Raw genomic sequence first — 14,916 nt, 5'->3', positions numbered from 1 at the left:
TCGCCAGCGCTGTAGCGCTTCCCTTCTCCCCGTCCTTCACGGGGAGAAGGTGCCGGAAGGCGGATGAGGGGCGGCGCCAGCGTTCCAAAACCGTCACGGCTCGCCCTGCCCGATCGCTTCCTTGCGGCGCGCCATATAGACTTCAAGTGCCTCGCGCACGGCTGGGTCCATTGTCGGCTGAACGTACTCTCCCAGCGCCTTCTTCCAGAGCCGGGTCGCGCGCGCCGTCGTGTCAAGCGCGCCGGCCTCCTGCCAAGCCTCGTAGTTCTGCCAGTTGGAGAGCATCGGCTGATAGAAGGCGGTGGCATAGCGTTCAAGCGTATGCGGCTCGCCGAAGAAGTGGCCGCCGGTGGGCACGGCGCCCAATGCGTCGACCGCCAATTCGCCTTCGTCGACCACGATCGGTCGCAGGAATTCCATCATGTGCTGCATCATCTCGACATCGATGATGAGTTTTTCGAATGAGGCCGTCAGTCCGCCCTCCTGCCAGCCGGCGGCATGATAGACGAGGTTGCCGTGGCCAAGCACGGCACCCCACAGCGCCATCAGCGTCTCGTAGGCGCCTTGCGCATCGGCGGCATTGGACGCCGAGCCCGGCGTCGTGCGGTACGGCAGATTGTAGCGCCGCGCCAATTGCCCGGAGGCGATGTTGGCCTTGGTGTTCTCCGGCGTGCCGAAGGCCGGCGCGCCGGACTTCATGTCGACATTGGAAGTGAAGGCGCCATACATCACCGGCGCGCCGGGCCGCACCAACTGGGTCAGCACGATGCCGAACAGTGCCTCGGCATTTTGCTGCGCCAGCGCGCCGGCAAGCGTCACCGGGCTCATCGCGCCCATCAGCGTGAACGGCGTCACCGCCACCGACTGGCCGAACTCGGCCATGGTCATCAGCCCTTCGGCCATCATCTCGTCGAAGCGGCGCGGCGAGTTGACGGAAATGATGGTGGTGACGCCGGGATCCCGGCCGATCTGGTCGAGAGTCAAGCCACGCGCGATCGCCATCATCTCGATGCCGTCCAGCGCCCTGCCCCGGCCGATCGCCGAGACATGGAAGCATTTGTCGGTCAGCGTCAGATTGGCGAAGTAGGTGTCGAGGTGCCGCGAATTCGCCGGTAGCTCGATCGGCGCGCAGACCTGGTTCCCCAGCATATGGATGCAGTTGAAATGCTGCGCCAGCCGGACGAGATCGCAATAGTCGGCGAGATTGCCGGCGCGGCGGCCGCGCTCCATGTCGTGCACATTGGGCGGCCCGGCCACCAGCGTGAAGTTGATCGTGTTGCCGCCGAGATAAACGGCGTGAGCCGGGTTGCGTGGCGTAAGTGTGTAGCCGGCCTGTGTCGTCCTCAGCGCTTCGTCGACCATGCCCCGATCGAGGCGCACATTCATCGAGCTGTGATCGACCTTCGCGCCGGCGCGTTCGAACAGCGCGAGCGCTCGCGGGCTCATCACCTCGATGCCGAAATTTTCGAGAATATGCATCGAGGCCTGATGAATGGCCTCGATCTGGTCGGCCGAAAGCACCGCCATCGGCGGGTAAGGGTTGACCACGCGCCGTGGCGGCAGCTGCGGAATGGCGGCGGGCCCGCGGTTGCTGGTCCGTTCGGCGCCGCGTTTTCGTCTTGGTTCGGTCATGCGTCTATCAGAGCGCCGACGTTCAGGCGCGAGCTGTCAGGAATTCGCCATTTGCCGGCGTGATTTTAGCCAAGGCGGCATTTTTTCATTCTGATGAAGACAAATACGACGCACGACGTCGAAATATCGATAGGAGCCCAGATCGAGGCGCCTCGGTCGGAGTTAAGAAAGCTCGAAAGACTCCCTTTATGATTTCGCCCTATTCGTTTCCGATGCCTAGGTCGAGTTTTAGTAAAATTGTCGGTGTCTCTGTGCTGCTTGCGCTTTCGGCCTGCGCGACGGCGCCCAGCCACATCAACAATGTCTGCGCCGTCTTCGACCAGAATGACGGCTGGTTCGACAACTGGCAGTCCGCCGCCGAGCGCACCGAACAAAAATACGGCATTCCCGTTCCGGTGCTGATGGCGACGGTGCGCAAGGAATCCGGCTTCAAGAGCAACGCCCGGCCACCGCGCACCAAGCTGCTCGGCTTCATTCCCTGGAAACATGTCTCCACCGCCGCGGGCTATTCGCAGGCGCTAGACGGCACCTGGTCGCAATATCAGATGGAGACCGGCAACTGGGCGGCGCGCCGCAGCCGTTTCGCCGACGCCATCGACTTCGTCGGATGGTATCATTCCAAGACCGTCGACACTTTCGGCGTCGCCCGCAACGACACCTACAGTCTCTATCTCGCCTACTATCTCGGCTGGTCGGCCTACGGCCGCGGCAATCGCGGCGATGCCGGCGTGCAGAACTACGCGCGCGCCACGGACCAAATGGCCCGCGACTACGCCGCCCAGTTGCGGCAATGTGGGAACTGAGGCCGGGGCCCGGCGAAGTTTTAGTTCGGCTTCGGCCTCTTGCCCCTCGGGCGCTTGGGCGGGGTGCCGGCAAAGCCCGGCCCAGTGCCGTGCGGCGCGTCGTCCGGCACGCCTTCATGTGCCGCATGCTCCTTGTCGAACTTGATGACCGGCTCCATCTTCGCCAAGACATCGTCCGACAGCCAGCACAGGCTCATATGGCCGTTGCCGAGATTCTTCACCGGCGGCACCGTCGTCTCGCAGAGATTGTCCGGCACCAGCTTCTTGTAGCCGCAGCGCGTCTGAAAGGGGCAGCCGGTCGGCGGGTTCATCGCCGATGGGATATCGCCTTCGAGCACGATGTGCTTCTTGACCACGCTGGTGTCGGCGATCGGTATCGCCGAGAGCAGCGCCTCGGTGTAGGGATGGTAGGGCGGCGAGAAGATCTGGTCCGTCGTGCCCTGCTCGACGATATAGCCGAGATACATGACGACGACGCGGTCGGCGATGTAGCGCACCACGGACAGGTCGTGGCTGATGAACAGCATGGTCGTCTTGTTCTTGCGCTGAATGTCCATCAAGAGCTCGGTCACCGCCGCCTGCACCGAGACGTCGAGCGCCGAGACCGGCTCGTCGGCCACCACCACCTTGGCGTCGCCAGCGAAGGCGCGGGCCACGCCGATGCGCTGCTTCTGGCCGCCTGAGAGCTGGCGCGGCTTGCGGGTCTCGAAGGCCCGCGGCAGCTTCACCAGGTCGAGCAGCTCCAGCATGCGCTTGCGCCGCTCGGCGACGGTCTTGCCGACATTGAACTTCTCCAGCGTGCGGATGATCTGCGAGCCGACCGTATGGCTGGGGTTCAGCGTGTCGAACGGGTTCTGGAAAACCATCTGGATCGACGACACTGTCTCGACATTGCGGCTCTCGATGCCGGTAGACTGGATCTCCTTGTTGCCCAGCGTCACGGTGCCCGAGCTTGCGGTCTCAAGCCCCAAAAGCACCTTGGCGAGCGTCGATTTCCCGCAGCCGGACTCGCCGACGATCGCGACCGTTTCGGACTCGCGCGCGGTGAACGAAATCGTCTCGTTGGCCTTGACGACGCGGCCTTCGCTCGAGCCGAACACCTCGCTGCCGCCGACCTTGTAGTACTTCTTGAGATTGTCGATCTTGAGCACCGGCGCGCCGGGCTCGACCTTTTCGTTGACCTTCTTGGCGCCGGGCGGCAGCGCTTCCCAGTCGATCTCGTTGAAGCGCACGCAGCGCGAAAAATGGCCCTCATGCCCCTCGACGGCAACCATCGGAATTTCGGCGGCATTGCAGACGCCCTCGACGAAATGGTGACAGCGGGGTCCGAAATTGCATCCCTTCGGCCGCTCATGCGGCAGCGGCAATTGGCCGGGAATGGAGATCAGCGGCCGCGAATTCTTGTCGGCGCCGGGCAGCGGAATCGAGCGGAACAGCCCTTGCGTATAGGGGTGGCGCATCCGGTCGAACACGTCCTCGATCTTGCCGGTCTCGACGGCCTCGCCGGAATACATCACCGTGATCTTGTCGCAGGTCTCGAGAATGAGGCCGAGATTGTGCGACACGAAGATCATCGAGGTGCCGAACTTCTGGCCCAGTCCCTTGACCAGTTCGACAATTCCGGCCTCGACCGTGACGTCGAGCGCCGTCGTCGGCTCGTCGAGGAGCAGCAGCGCCGGTTTCGACAGCAGCGCCATGGCGATGACGATGCGCTGCTGCTGGCCGCCCGAAAGCTGGTGGGGATAGGAGCGCATCATGCGCTCCGGATCGGGCAGCTTGACCGCGCGCACCATCTCCAGTGCACGATTATGGGCCTCTTCCTTCGAGACCTTGTCGTGGATCAGCGGCACTTCCATCAATTGCTGGCCGACCTTCATCGCCGGATTGAGGCTCGCCATCGGCTCCTGATAGATCATGGCGATCTTGTTGCCACGGATGGCCCGAAGCTCCTCGTCGGACATCTCGCCCATGTCCCTGCCCTGGAACTTGATGCGGCCGCCGACGATCTTTCCGATGTTTGAGAGGTCGCGCATGATGCCGAGCGACACGGTCGACTTGCCGCAGCCGGATTCGCCGACGATGCCCATCGCCTCGCCGGGCATGACCGTGCAGGAAAAGTCCATCACCGCCGGGATCTCGCCCTTGCGGGTGAAGAAGGAGATCGAGAGGTTCTCGATCTCGATGATCGGCCCATTGGTCGTCTTGGCTGGATCTCGAACTGCCTCGTTCATGGGTCGCTCCAATCCTTGCTTCCTGGAAGATGGGGCCCGAAGCCCCGCCATCAATCCTTCATCGACTGTTCGCGCAGCGAATCCGCCAAAAGGTTCAGGCCCAGCACGAACGACATCAGCGCGATCGTCGGCGGCAGCGCCGGGTGGATGAAGGAGCGCAAGAGCCGGCTGGCATCCTTGATCGCGGTGCCCCAGTCGGGACTCTCGGGCGCCAGCCCCAGGCCGAAATAACCCAGCGTGCCGAGCAGGATCGTCGTATAGCCGATGCGCAGGCAGGCATCGACGATCAGCGGTCCGCGTGCATTGGGCAGGATTTCCCACAGCATGATGTACCAGGGCGATTCACCGCGTGTCTGCGCCGCCGCCACGTAGTCGCGCGTCTTGATATCCATGGTCAGCCCGCGCACGATGCGGAACACGCCGGGGCTGGAAGCGAACACCACCGCCACGAAAATGTTGAGCTGGTTGGGATCGATGTGGACGATCCTCAGCGGATCCTTGTCGAAGACGAGGCCCGTATAGATCCAGCCCCCGATGACGAGCGTCAGGCCGAGCAGGATATAGAGCCGGTCCGGTCGGTTCTTGTAGCGGGTCCAGAACAGCACGCAGAAGAAGATGATCGGGAACAGGAAGAACAGCCCCGCCAGGGCGTACGGGATAGGCGTATCCATGATGCCTGGCGTCACCAGCAGGTAGAACAAAAGGATCACCGGGAAGGCCAGCACCAGATTGGCGAGGAACGACAGCACCGTGTCGATCTTGCCGCCGTAGTAACCGGCCGGCAGGCCGAGCGTGATGCCGACCATCAGCGCAAAACCGGTCGCCGCCGGCGCGATGATCAGCACGATCTGGCTGCCATAGACCATGCGCGAGAACACGTCGCGGGCGAGCTTGTCGCCGCCGAAATAGTAGACGAGCTTCGAAGTCGGCTCGATCGCGCCGGGCAGCGTATCCTTCATGATCGACACCTGGGCCAGCGGATCGAAAGGCGAGATGGTCGAGGCGAAGATCGCCGTGAACAGCCAGAACAGGCAGATGCCGACGCCGGCAATGCCGACGCCGCTGTCAAAGAGCTGGCCGTAGAGCCCGAGCTTCTTCTTGTAGGTAAAGCTAACGCCCATCACCAGGACAAGCGCGACCCATACCGGCCAGAAGCGCCAAAGCACGCCGAGCACGACATCGAAGGCACCGATATATTCGATCTGCATCCGCCCTGCCCCCCTATTGAACTCTGATGCGCGGATTGAGAAACGCGTAGCCGACATCCGAGATGAGTTGGGTGATCAGCACGATGAACACCGAGACCAGCGAGCAGCCGAGCAGAAGGTCGATGTCGTTGTTGCCGGCGGCCTCGACCAGCGTGTAGCCGAAGCCCTGGTAGCGGAACATCACCTCGACGATGACGACGCCGGTGAGCAGCCACGGGAACTGCAGCATGATGACGGTGAAAGGCGCGATCAGCGCGTTACGTAGCGCATGCTTGATCACCACACTGCCGAAGGAGAGCCCCTTGAGGCGGGCCGTGCGGATATACTGCTGCGTCATCACCTCGACCATCGAGGCCCGCGTCATGCGTGCGATATAGCCGGTGCCGTAGATCGCCAGCGTGATCACCGGCAGGGTGAAATTGTAGAAGGTGATGCCCTGGCTGGCGGATGCCGCCGAGCCGTTCAGCCAGCCAAGCCACGAGGCGAAGATGACGGTGAAGATGACGCCCGACACATATTCGGGCGTCGCCGTCGAGGCGATCGAGGCCACCGACAGGGTCCGGTCCGTTCGCGAGCCTTCGCGCATGCCGGCAAGGATGCCGATGAGCAGCGAGATCGGCACCATCACGGCCAGCACCCAGAACATCAATATGCCGGTGGCGCCGAGTGCCGGAAACAGCTTGGCCGCGACCGTCGTCTTGAACTTGGTCGAACAGCCGAAATCGCCCTGCAGCACGCCGGAGAATTTCGGCTCGACCGGATCGTTGCAGAAGGAGAAGCGCTGCGTCACCTTGCCGGTGGCAGGATCGGTGATCGGCTGCTTGGGCAGGACGCCCAGCCATTGGCCGTAGCGCGCAAAGAAGTTCTGCCGGTAGCCGTGATTGGCCAGCCAGCTTTCGAGCTGTTCGGCCGACGTGTGCATCTCGGTCTGGCTGATCGCCAGCTTCTTCAAGTTGGGCTCGAGATTGACGAGAAAGAAGACGACCAGCGTCAGGCATAGCATCGTGAGCAGAATCGTGCCGATGCGTCTGGCAATGAATGAGAACATGCGCGCTCCCCTGCCGGCCGGGTTGGGGTCAGATAGGTTCAACCCTGTGTCGGATACCTTGTGAGGCTCCGCCACCGTTGCACAATACGCAACGGCGACGAAGCTGCAAATACGAGGGGCTGACGCCCCTCATATTTATCGCAAAAGGATCACGCCTGTTCGAGCCAGACCTTGCCGAAGTCGTGCTCATAGGTCGGGTGCATCGAGTGGTTCTTCACCTCGGGCTTGATGTTGATGTAGAGCTTGCGCCAGTAAGGCTGGATGATGATGCCGGAATCCTGCAGGGTTTGCTCGATGTCCTTCATCACAACCTTGCGCTTCTCCGCATCGGCGATGCCGAGCGCCTCGTTGACCTTCTTGTCGAAGTCGGGATTGGCGTAGGCCGTCTCGTTCCACGCTTCGCCGGAGCGATAGGCGATGGAGATGACCTGGATGCCCAGCGGGCGCATGTTCCAGTTGGTTTGCGAGAACGGATACTTCGTCCAGTCGTTCCAGAAGGTCGAGCTCGGCAGCACGGTGCGCTTCACCTTGATGCCCGCTTCGCGCAGCTGGGCCGCGATCGCGTCCGTGGTGTTCTTGTGATAGTCTTCGTCGTTGCTGATCAGTTCGTGCTCGAAATCGATCACGCCGGCTTCCGTCAGCATCTGCTTGGCCTTGGCGATGTCGCGCTTGACCTCGGGCAGCTTGACATATTCCGGATGGATCGGCGCGACATGGTGGTTTTCAGCCGGGGTGCCGGCATTGCCGTAGCCGAGCTGCAGCACCGTGGCGTTGTCGACCGCAAGCAACATCGCCTGACGAACCTTCTGGTTGTCATAGGGCTTGTGGGTGATGTTGAAGCGCGACACCACGGTGGCGGCCGTGACGACCTCCGAAACCGGCGCGCCGACATCAGCGATGATCTTGATGTAGTCGGCGGTCGTTTCGTGGTTGGTCTGGACTTCGCCGGATTCGAAAGCCGAAACCGTCGCCGCCGGATCGGTGCCGTAATCGATGAACTCGACACCGTCGAGGAAAGCTTCGCCCTGCCACCACTTGCCGGTCTCGCGGCGCTTGTAGACCACCTTCTGGCCGACATCGTAGGAGACAAGCTCGAACGGGCCGGTGCCGATCGGGCAATTCTTGAAGTTGGCGCCCTTCTCATCGAAGGTCTTGTGCACGACCAGTGCCGGGTAATCGCACATGTTCGGGATGATCGCGATGTCTGGCTTGCTCAGCTTGAGCTTGACCGTCATGTCGTCGACCTTGACCACGGAGCCTTCGCGCAGCTTCTTGGTGCCGTCGTCGACCAGGCTGCCGAGGCGGCCAGGCATCGAGTTGCCTTCCGCTGCCTTGTCGGCCCAGCGGGTGAAATTGTAGATCACGTCGTCGGCGGTGAACTTGTCGCCGTTATTCCATTCGACGCCTGGCCGCACATGCAGCGTGTATTCGGTGGCGTCGTCGTTGATGTCCCAGCTTGCCAGCAGGTAAGGCGCGAAGGTGTATTCCTTCGTGTACTTCACCAGCGGCTCGAGCGCCTGGCGCTCGGCATTCGCAATCTCCGACCAGTCGGCGGTGCGTGGATCCTTGGGATCCTTGATCGACATGGCGACCTTCAGCACGCCGCCCTTCTTGCCCTGCACGTCCTCGGCCTTGGCCGGCGTCGGCGCGGCGAGACCGAGCATGCCGTAAGCCATTGCCGTCGATGCACCGAAAACGCTGGCCAAAGCCAGGAATTCACGGCGGTCCACCGTGCCCGACTTGGCCGCTTCGGCCATCGCCAGGATGTGGTCCGGAACGCGGTCACCGTTACTTTTGTAGATTGCCATGACTGACTCCCATTGTTTGGCTTTCTGCCTTTTAACATTCCGCATCCAGGCCGTGATGTCAAAAGCCGGTTTGGAATTGGAACATGGTGGGGAATGTGCAACTTTGGAATGGGGCCGGTTGGCGTGATAGCGACAGCCTTGACGCAAATTTGTTAGTCCACAGCACATTTCCAAAAATTAACAGGGCAATCAAATCAAGACATTGTCGGCGGACCGGGCCTCGCGGGCGCGCCAAAAGTCCGCTTCAGCCCGCCGGGGCGGGCAACACCGTCAATATTCGCGTTCGTAAAAGACGCCGCCCTTGGCTTCGCCCGCGTCGTTGGCCTCGCCGCGCAGCTTCACGCCCCTCCCGACGTTGAGATCGATCGTCGCCTTGCCGGAGCCCGGTTTGTCGCCCTTCTGGATTGTCACATAGGTACGGTCGTTGAGGTACTTGCCGGCCGAAACCGCGGTGCCGCCCTTCTCGTCGGTCGTCACGTCAAGATCGTCGATGCCGATCGCGCTGCGTAGGTTGTCGAGCAGCGAGGTCGTGCCGCCGGCCCCGGCCAATTGCGCGGCCGCGTCGGCAAGCTGGGCGATCTGCAGCGGCGAGAGATTGGACATCGAGCGGCCGAAGATCAGTTGCGCCAGAACCTCGTCCTCTGGCAGCGCCGGTGCGGAGGAGAAGTTGAACTTCGGGTTGGTCGCCTCACCCGAAACGACGATGGTGACGGTGGCGCTGCTGGTCGTCGTGGTCGCGGTCAGGTTGAGGTAAGGCACAAGCGAACCCTGGAACCCGACGGTGCCCTCGGTGAAGGTCAGCCGCTTGGCAAGGATCGTCAGCCGGCCGCGTTGCAAGGTGAAGGTTCCGACGGCCTGCGGCGAGGATGCCGGGCCGGTCAGCTTCAACGAGCCGCCTAGCTCGGCGTCGACGCCCCTGCCCTGGATGAAGATCTGATTCGGTGCGTTGACCGTCACGTCGAGGACAAGGCCGCTGCCGCTGCTGCCGCCGCTGCTGGATGTCGGCGGGTTCAGAGCCCTGTCCTGCGCGCGCACCGCGCGCGGCGGGTTCTTATGCTTCACATCCAACTCCGAGAGCGAACCGGGCAGTTTGTCCGGCACGGTGATGACCGTCCTCGCCAGATTGATGGTGCCGGCGATCACCGGCGCCGACACCAGCGGGCCTTTAATGGTCAGGTCGCCGCCGAGATTGGCGGTCACCACCCTGCCGTCGGTGTAGCGGGCGTCGGTGAGTTTTATCGACAGGTCGGCCGGAAAACCTTGCGCCGGCGTGATGCCGACGGTGCCACTCGCCGAAAGGCTGCCGCGCGTCGACAACGTGCCCGTCAGGCGAGTGATCCTGGCGACGCCGCCGCCGATCGAGACGTCGGCCCCGATGTCGTTGACCGCCAGCCCGGAGCGCGCGTCGATGAGACGGGCGCCCGACGTCGTGACTTTGCCGCTGATCACCGGCGCGGATACAGGACCGCGCACCTGCACGTCGACATTGGCGGTTCCGTTGAGCGCCAGGCCTTGCACGGCGAGTTTCGAGGCAAGGAAGGAAAACGGCACCTTGCCTTTGAAATCGAGCGCCAGGGTCGGCCCGCCTGCCGTCGTCACCGTGCCGCCGCCCTTGAGACCAAGGCCGGCGCCGTCGCTGATGTTGGCGTCGAAGGCAAGCTTGCTGCCGGCAAAGGTTCCCGACGAGGATACGTTCATGCCGCCGAGGCCTGCGCCCCGCGTCTGCGAAGTCTGCACGCCCGAAGCATCGACATTGAAGGCGACCGTCGGAGTGGCCGGCGCGCCGGAGACCTTGACCGTGCCCGAGATCGAGCCTGCCGCATCGAGGCCAGGCGAGAAACTGTTTGCGAGCGAGACCGGCACCCGGGCCAGATTGGCGTTGATGTCGAGCGTCTGCGTGACCTTGCCCGTCACCGTCGCCGTGCCGCCGCCGAGATTGAGCACCAGCCGGTCGAGCGTCGTCGCGCCGTTGGCGATGGTCACGGTCGAGGCCTGCGCGATCGCCGCCTTGATGCCTTGCACCGTCGCTTGGCCCGACGCGAGCTCGACGGTCGTCGTGCCGTTCGCCACTTTCACCCGGCCGGCCGCTTTCGCCGGAATGTTCTTCACGGTGGCGCCGCCGGAAAAGGCGGTCCAGTCGCCATCGCGCTTCAGGTCGACATCGATGCCGGTAACGGCAGTGCCGCCGGAGGTCACGCTGTCGGCGCGGATCTTGCCGGAGATGACAGGTGCTGCGAGGTAATTGGCGATCTGGGCGTCGACGGCGACTTTTTTGGCCGAGAGGTCGCCGCGCCTGATCGCTGCCGTGGTTGCCTTGACGGCGACGTTCGGTGCGTTGCCGGCCTTCGAGAAGGCGATCGCGCCGCGGACGTCGCCTTCCGCCTTTTCTAGCGCAAGCGCCGCCAGCGGCCCTATGTCAGGGAGATCGAGTGACACGGTGCCCACCGGCACGAATTGATCGTCGAGCGCGAGGTCGCCGGAGATCTTGTTCGGTCCCAGCGACAGCAGAAGCCCGTTGATCGCGCTCTTGCCATTGGCGGTGGCAAGCACCGCATTGCCCTGCAGCGGCTGTCCGGCGACATTGCCGGTCAGTTGCACATCGGCCGCCGGATTGGCGGCATCGGCCTTGCCTGTCGCGGTGAGCTTCAGTCCGGTGATCTCGCGCGCCGCCACGGACAGCCTGTCGCTGTTCACCGTCAGCGAGAGATCGGGCGCCATGATCGGACCTTGCGCATTCAGGCCAAAAGCGATGGCGCCCTTGGCGTCTTTCGACAGCAGCGAAACGTCGTTCAACGCCCCCCTGATGTCGGCGGCAAGCTTGTTGTCGGCAAGGCTCGCCTGCCCGTCGGCGCTCAGCGCGCCCGAGTTGAGCTTCAAGCCGGAGACATTGACGTTGCCGTTGGCGTCGCGTTTCAGCGCGGCGCTCAATTGCGCGCTGTCGCCCAACATGCCGCGCACCGCCGCCGGCAATGCGGAAGAAGCGACATTGGCGTTCACATTGAAGTCGACGGCGCCGTCGCGCAGCGACATGCGGCCGGCGACCTGGCTGTTGAGCGCATCGCTCTTGAGCGAGCCGCTGTTGACGGCAACGGCGTCGCTCGTCAAACGGCCGTTGACCTCGGCCGTAACCTTGCCGGCAACCAACGGCGCGATCATCGGATTGTCCAGGCCGATCCTGTCGATCGACACCGTCCCGGAGACCGGGCCTGCCCGCCCCTTGAGATCGAACGCATCCGAATGCAGCGCAAGGGCAAGGCCGTCCACATTCACCTGGCTGGCGGCAACCGAAGGCAGGATCGCGGAAGCCTCGAGGCGAGCCTGCGTGCTTTGGCCGGCTATCTTTGCCGACAAGGACTGGACCTCGATCTTGACCGGGCTTTCGGCGCTGCCGATCGTCAACGGCAGGCTGGGTCCGGATGACGTCAGATCGAGCGAAAAATCGCTGACGCCGTTCGGATTTAAGGTGCCGGCGGCGTTGCCGGAAATCTTGTCGCCCGCAAGCGTTGCATGGTCCAGGGCCAGGCCGCTCGCCAGACCATAGCTGCCGGCGGCATCCAGATTGAGCGGCCCAAGTCCCGCCTGGCGGGTCTGGCTGGTCTCGGCGCCGGCAAGCTTGGCGTCGAACTCGATATCGGGATTGGCCGACGGCCCCGTGACGTGTGCCGTGCCTTCCAGCGTTCCGGCAGCATCCAGGCCCAGCACGAAATCATTGGCGAGCGCCGCAGGCAGGCCGGCGAAATTGGCCGTCAGGTCGAGGAGCTGGCCGGCGCTGCCGGAAATGGTCGCCGAGCCGCCGCCGAGATTGAGCGCAAGCTTCTCGACGCTGGCGACGCCGTTGGCGATTGCAAGGCGCGACGGCTCGGCGATCGCCGCCTTGATGCCGCGCAGGGTCGCTTCGCCGGACGCGATCTCGACGCTGGTCTTGCCGTCGGCGATCTTCACGCGCCCGGTCGCGGTGGCCGGAATTCCGGATGCCGTCGCGCCGCCGGAAAAATTGGTCCAGTCGCCGTCGCGCTTCAGGTCGATGCCGATACCGCTGACCACTGTCTTGCCGGAAGTGACGCTGTCGGCCTTGATCGTGCCCGATATTGCCGGACCCTTGAGATAATTGGCGATCAGCGCGTTGACGGTGATCGCCTTCGCGGCCAGTTCGCCGCGCGCGATCGATGTGCTGGCCGCATTGATGGTGAGGTTCGGAGCCGCGCCATCCTTGGCGAAGGCGATCGTGCCGTTGATATCGCCGGTCGCCGTCTGGCCACCTAGCGCCGCCAGCGGGCCGACATCGGGAACGGCCAGCGTCAGCGTGCCGAGCGGCACGAAAGCTTCGTCGAGCGCGAGGTCGCCGGAGATCTTGTTCGGTCCCAGCGACAGCAGAAGCCCGTTGATCGCGCTCTTGCCATTGGCGGTGGCAAGCACCGCATTGCCCTGCAGCGGCTGTCCGGCGACATTGCCGGTCAGTTGCACATCGGCCGCCGGATTGGCGGCATCGGCCTTGCCTGTCGCGGTGAGCTTCAGTCCGGTGATCTCGCGCGCCGCCACGGACAGCCTGTCGCTGTTCACCGTCAGCGAGAGATCGGGCGCCATGATCGGACCTTGCGCATTCAGGCCAAAAGCGATGGCGCCCTTGGCGTCTTTCGACAGCAGCGAAACGTCGTTCAACGCCCCCCTGATGTCGGCGGCAAGCTTGTTGTCGGCAAGGCTCGCCTGCCCGTCGGCGCTCAGCGCGCCCGAGTTGAGCTTCAAGCCGGAGACATTGACGTTGCCGTTGGCGTCGCGTTTCAGCGCGGCGCTCAATTGCGCGCTGTCGCCCAGCATGCCGCGCACCGCTGCCGGCAATGCGGAAGAAGCGACATTGGCGTTCACATTGAGGTCGACGGCGCCGTCGCGCAGCGACATGCGGCCGGCGACCTGGCTGTTGAGCGCATCGCTCTTGAGCGAGCCGCTGTTGACGGCAACGGCGTCGCTCGTCAAACGGCCGTTGACCTCGGCCGTGACCTTGCCGGCAACCAACGGCGCGATCATCGGATTGTCCAGGCCGATCCTGTCGATCGACACCGTCCCGGAGACCGGGCCTGCCCGCCCCTTGAGATCGAACGCATCCGAATGCAGCGCAAGGGCAAGGCCGTCCACATTCACCTGGCTGGCGGCAACCGAAGGCAGGATCGCGGAAGCCTCGAGGCGAGCCTGCGTGCTTTGGCCGGCTATCTTTGCCGACAAGGACTGGACCTCGATCTTGACCGGGCTTTCGGCGCTGCCGATCGTCAACGGCAGGCTGGGTCCGGATGACGTCAGATCGAGCGAAAAATCGCTGACGCCGTTCGGATTTAAGGTGCCGGCGGCGTTGCCGGAAATCTTGTCGCCCGCAAGCGTTGCATGGTCCAGGGCCAGGCCGCTCGCCAGACCATAGCTGCCGGCGGCATCCAGATTGAGCGGCCCAAGTCCCGCCTGGCGGGTCTGGCTGGTCTCGGCGCCGGCAAGCTTGGCGTCGAACTCGATATCGGGATTGGCCGACGGCCCCGTGACGTGTGCCGTGCCTTCCAGCGTTCCGGCAGCATCCAGGCCCAGCACGAAATCATTGGCGAGCGCCGCAGGCAGGCCGGCGAAATTGGCCGTCAGGTCGAGGATCTGGCCGGCGCTGCCGGAAATGGTCGCCGAGCCGCCGCCGAGATTGAGCGCAAGCTTCTCGACGCTGGCGACGCCGTTGGCGATTGCAAGGCGCGACGGCTCGGCGATCGCCGCCTTGATGCCGCGCAGGGTCGCTTCGCCGGACGCGATCTCGACGCTGGTCTTGCCGTCGGCGATCTTCACGCGCCCGGTCGCGGTGGCCGGAATTCCGGATGCCGTCGCGCCGCCGGAAAAATTGGTCCAGTCGCCGTCGCGCTTCAGGTCGATGCCGATACCGCTGACCACTGTCTTGCCGGAAGTGACGCTGTCGGCCTTGATCGTGCCCGAAATTGCCGGTCCCTTGAGATAATTGGCGATCAGCGCGTTGACGGTGATCGCTTTCGCCGCCAGTTCGCCGCGGGCGATCGATGTGCTGGCCGCATTGATGGTGAGGTTCGGAGCCGCGCCATCCTTGGCGAAGGCGATCGTGCCGTTGATATCGCCGGTCGCCGTCTGGCCGCCAAGCGCCGCCAGCGGGCCGACATCGGGAACGGCCAGCGTCAGCGTGCCGAGCGGCACGAA

The 14,916-nt window shown here is 63.9% G+C and carries 7 protein-coding genes; 1 reads left to right on the top strand and 6 read right to left on the bottom strand.

The features are described 5' to 3' along the window. Positions 1-93: 93 nt before the first annotated feature. Positions 94-1,632 (bottom strand): trimethylamine methyltransferase family protein, encoded by a 1,539-nt coding sequence (locus tag CK215_RS21135; RefSeq protein WP_095832048.1) that lies wholly within the window; start codon positions 1,630-1,632, stop codon positions 94-96. 212 nt (positions 1,633-1,844) lie between these two features. On the opposite strand from CK215_RS21135, the gene CK215_RS21130 reads away from it, so the two are divergent. After that, the gene (locus CK215_RS21130; protein WP_095832125.1) at positions 1,845-2,435 is read left to right on the top strand and encodes a transglycosylase SLT domain-containing protein; all 591 of its coding nucleotides are present in this window, start codon (positions 1,845-1,847) and stop codon (positions 2,433-2,435) included. 20 nt (positions 2,436-2,455) lie between these two features. On the opposite strand, the gene CK215_RS21125 is transcribed toward CK215_RS21130, so the two are convergent. The 5 genes from CK215_RS21125 to CK215_RS21105 form a co-directional block, all read right to left on the bottom strand. Beyond that, positions 2,456-4,666 carry an ABC transporter ATP-binding protein gene (locus CK215_RS21125; protein ID WP_066990565.1) on the bottom strand — a complete coding sequence of 737 codons (2,211 nt, stop codon included), beginning with the start codon at positions 4,664-4,666 and terminating at the stop codon, positions 2,456-2,458. Positions 4,667-4,716: 50 nt separating this feature from the next. Next, entirely contained in the window at positions 4,717-5,874 is a 1,158-nt protein-coding gene (locus CK215_RS21120) for an ABC transporter permease (RefSeq protein ID WP_066990564.1), read from the bottom strand. Positions 5,875-5,887: 13 nt separating this feature from the next. Beyond that, a complete protein-coding gene (locus CK215_RS21115) occupies positions 5,888-6,922 on the bottom strand; it encodes an ABC transporter permease (protein ID WP_066990563.1) in 1,035 nt (344 codons plus the stop codon). A gap of 149 nt (positions 6,923-7,071) precedes the next feature. Further along, positions 7,072-8,730, bottom strand: coding sequence for an ABC transporter substrate-binding protein (locus CK215_RS21110; RefSeq protein WP_095779087.1), 1,659 nt, complete (start codon positions 8,728-8,730; stop codon positions 7,072-7,074). A 270-nt stretch (positions 8,731-9,000) separates the two neighbouring features. Then, on the bottom strand, positions 9,001-14,916 hold a 5,916-nt coding region (locus CK215_RS21105; RefSeq protein WP_141245508.1), incomplete at its 5' end, for a translocation/assembly module TamB domain-containing protein.

This window comes from Mesorhizobium sp. WSM3864 (assembly GCF_002294955.1).
Taxonomy (GTDB): Bacteria; Pseudomonadota; Alphaproteobacteria; order Rhizobiales; family Rhizobiaceae; genus Mesorhizobium.
Note: the sequence above shows the minus strand (reverse complement) of the source record. Positions and strands in the feature narration are given on the sequence as shown.

Excerpts from the sequence above, each read along its gene's own strand:
- CK215_RS21135 (WP_095832048.1), bottom strand. The coding sequence starts at position 1,632 with ATGACCGAACCAAGACGAAAACGCGGCGCCGAACGGACCAGCAACCGC.
- CK215_RS21130 (WP_095832125.1), top strand. The coding sequence starts at position 1,845 with ATGCCTAGGTCGAGTTTTAGTAAAATTGTCGGTGTCTCTGTGCTGCTT.
- CK215_RS21125 (WP_066990565.1), bottom strand. The coding sequence starts at position 4,666 with ATGAACGAGGCAGTTCGAGATCCAGCCAAGACGACCAATGGGCCGATC.
- CK215_RS21120 (WP_066990564.1), bottom strand. The coding sequence starts at position 5,874 with ATGCAGATCGAATATATCGGTGCCTTCGATGTCGTGCTCGGCGTGCTT.
- CK215_RS21115 (WP_066990563.1), bottom strand. The coding sequence starts at position 6,922 with ATGTTCTCATTCATTGCCAGACGCATCGGCACGATTCTGCTCACGATG.
- CK215_RS21110 (WP_095779087.1), bottom strand. The coding sequence starts at position 8,730 with ATGGCAATCTACAAAAGTAACGGTGACCGCGTTCCGGACCACATCCTG.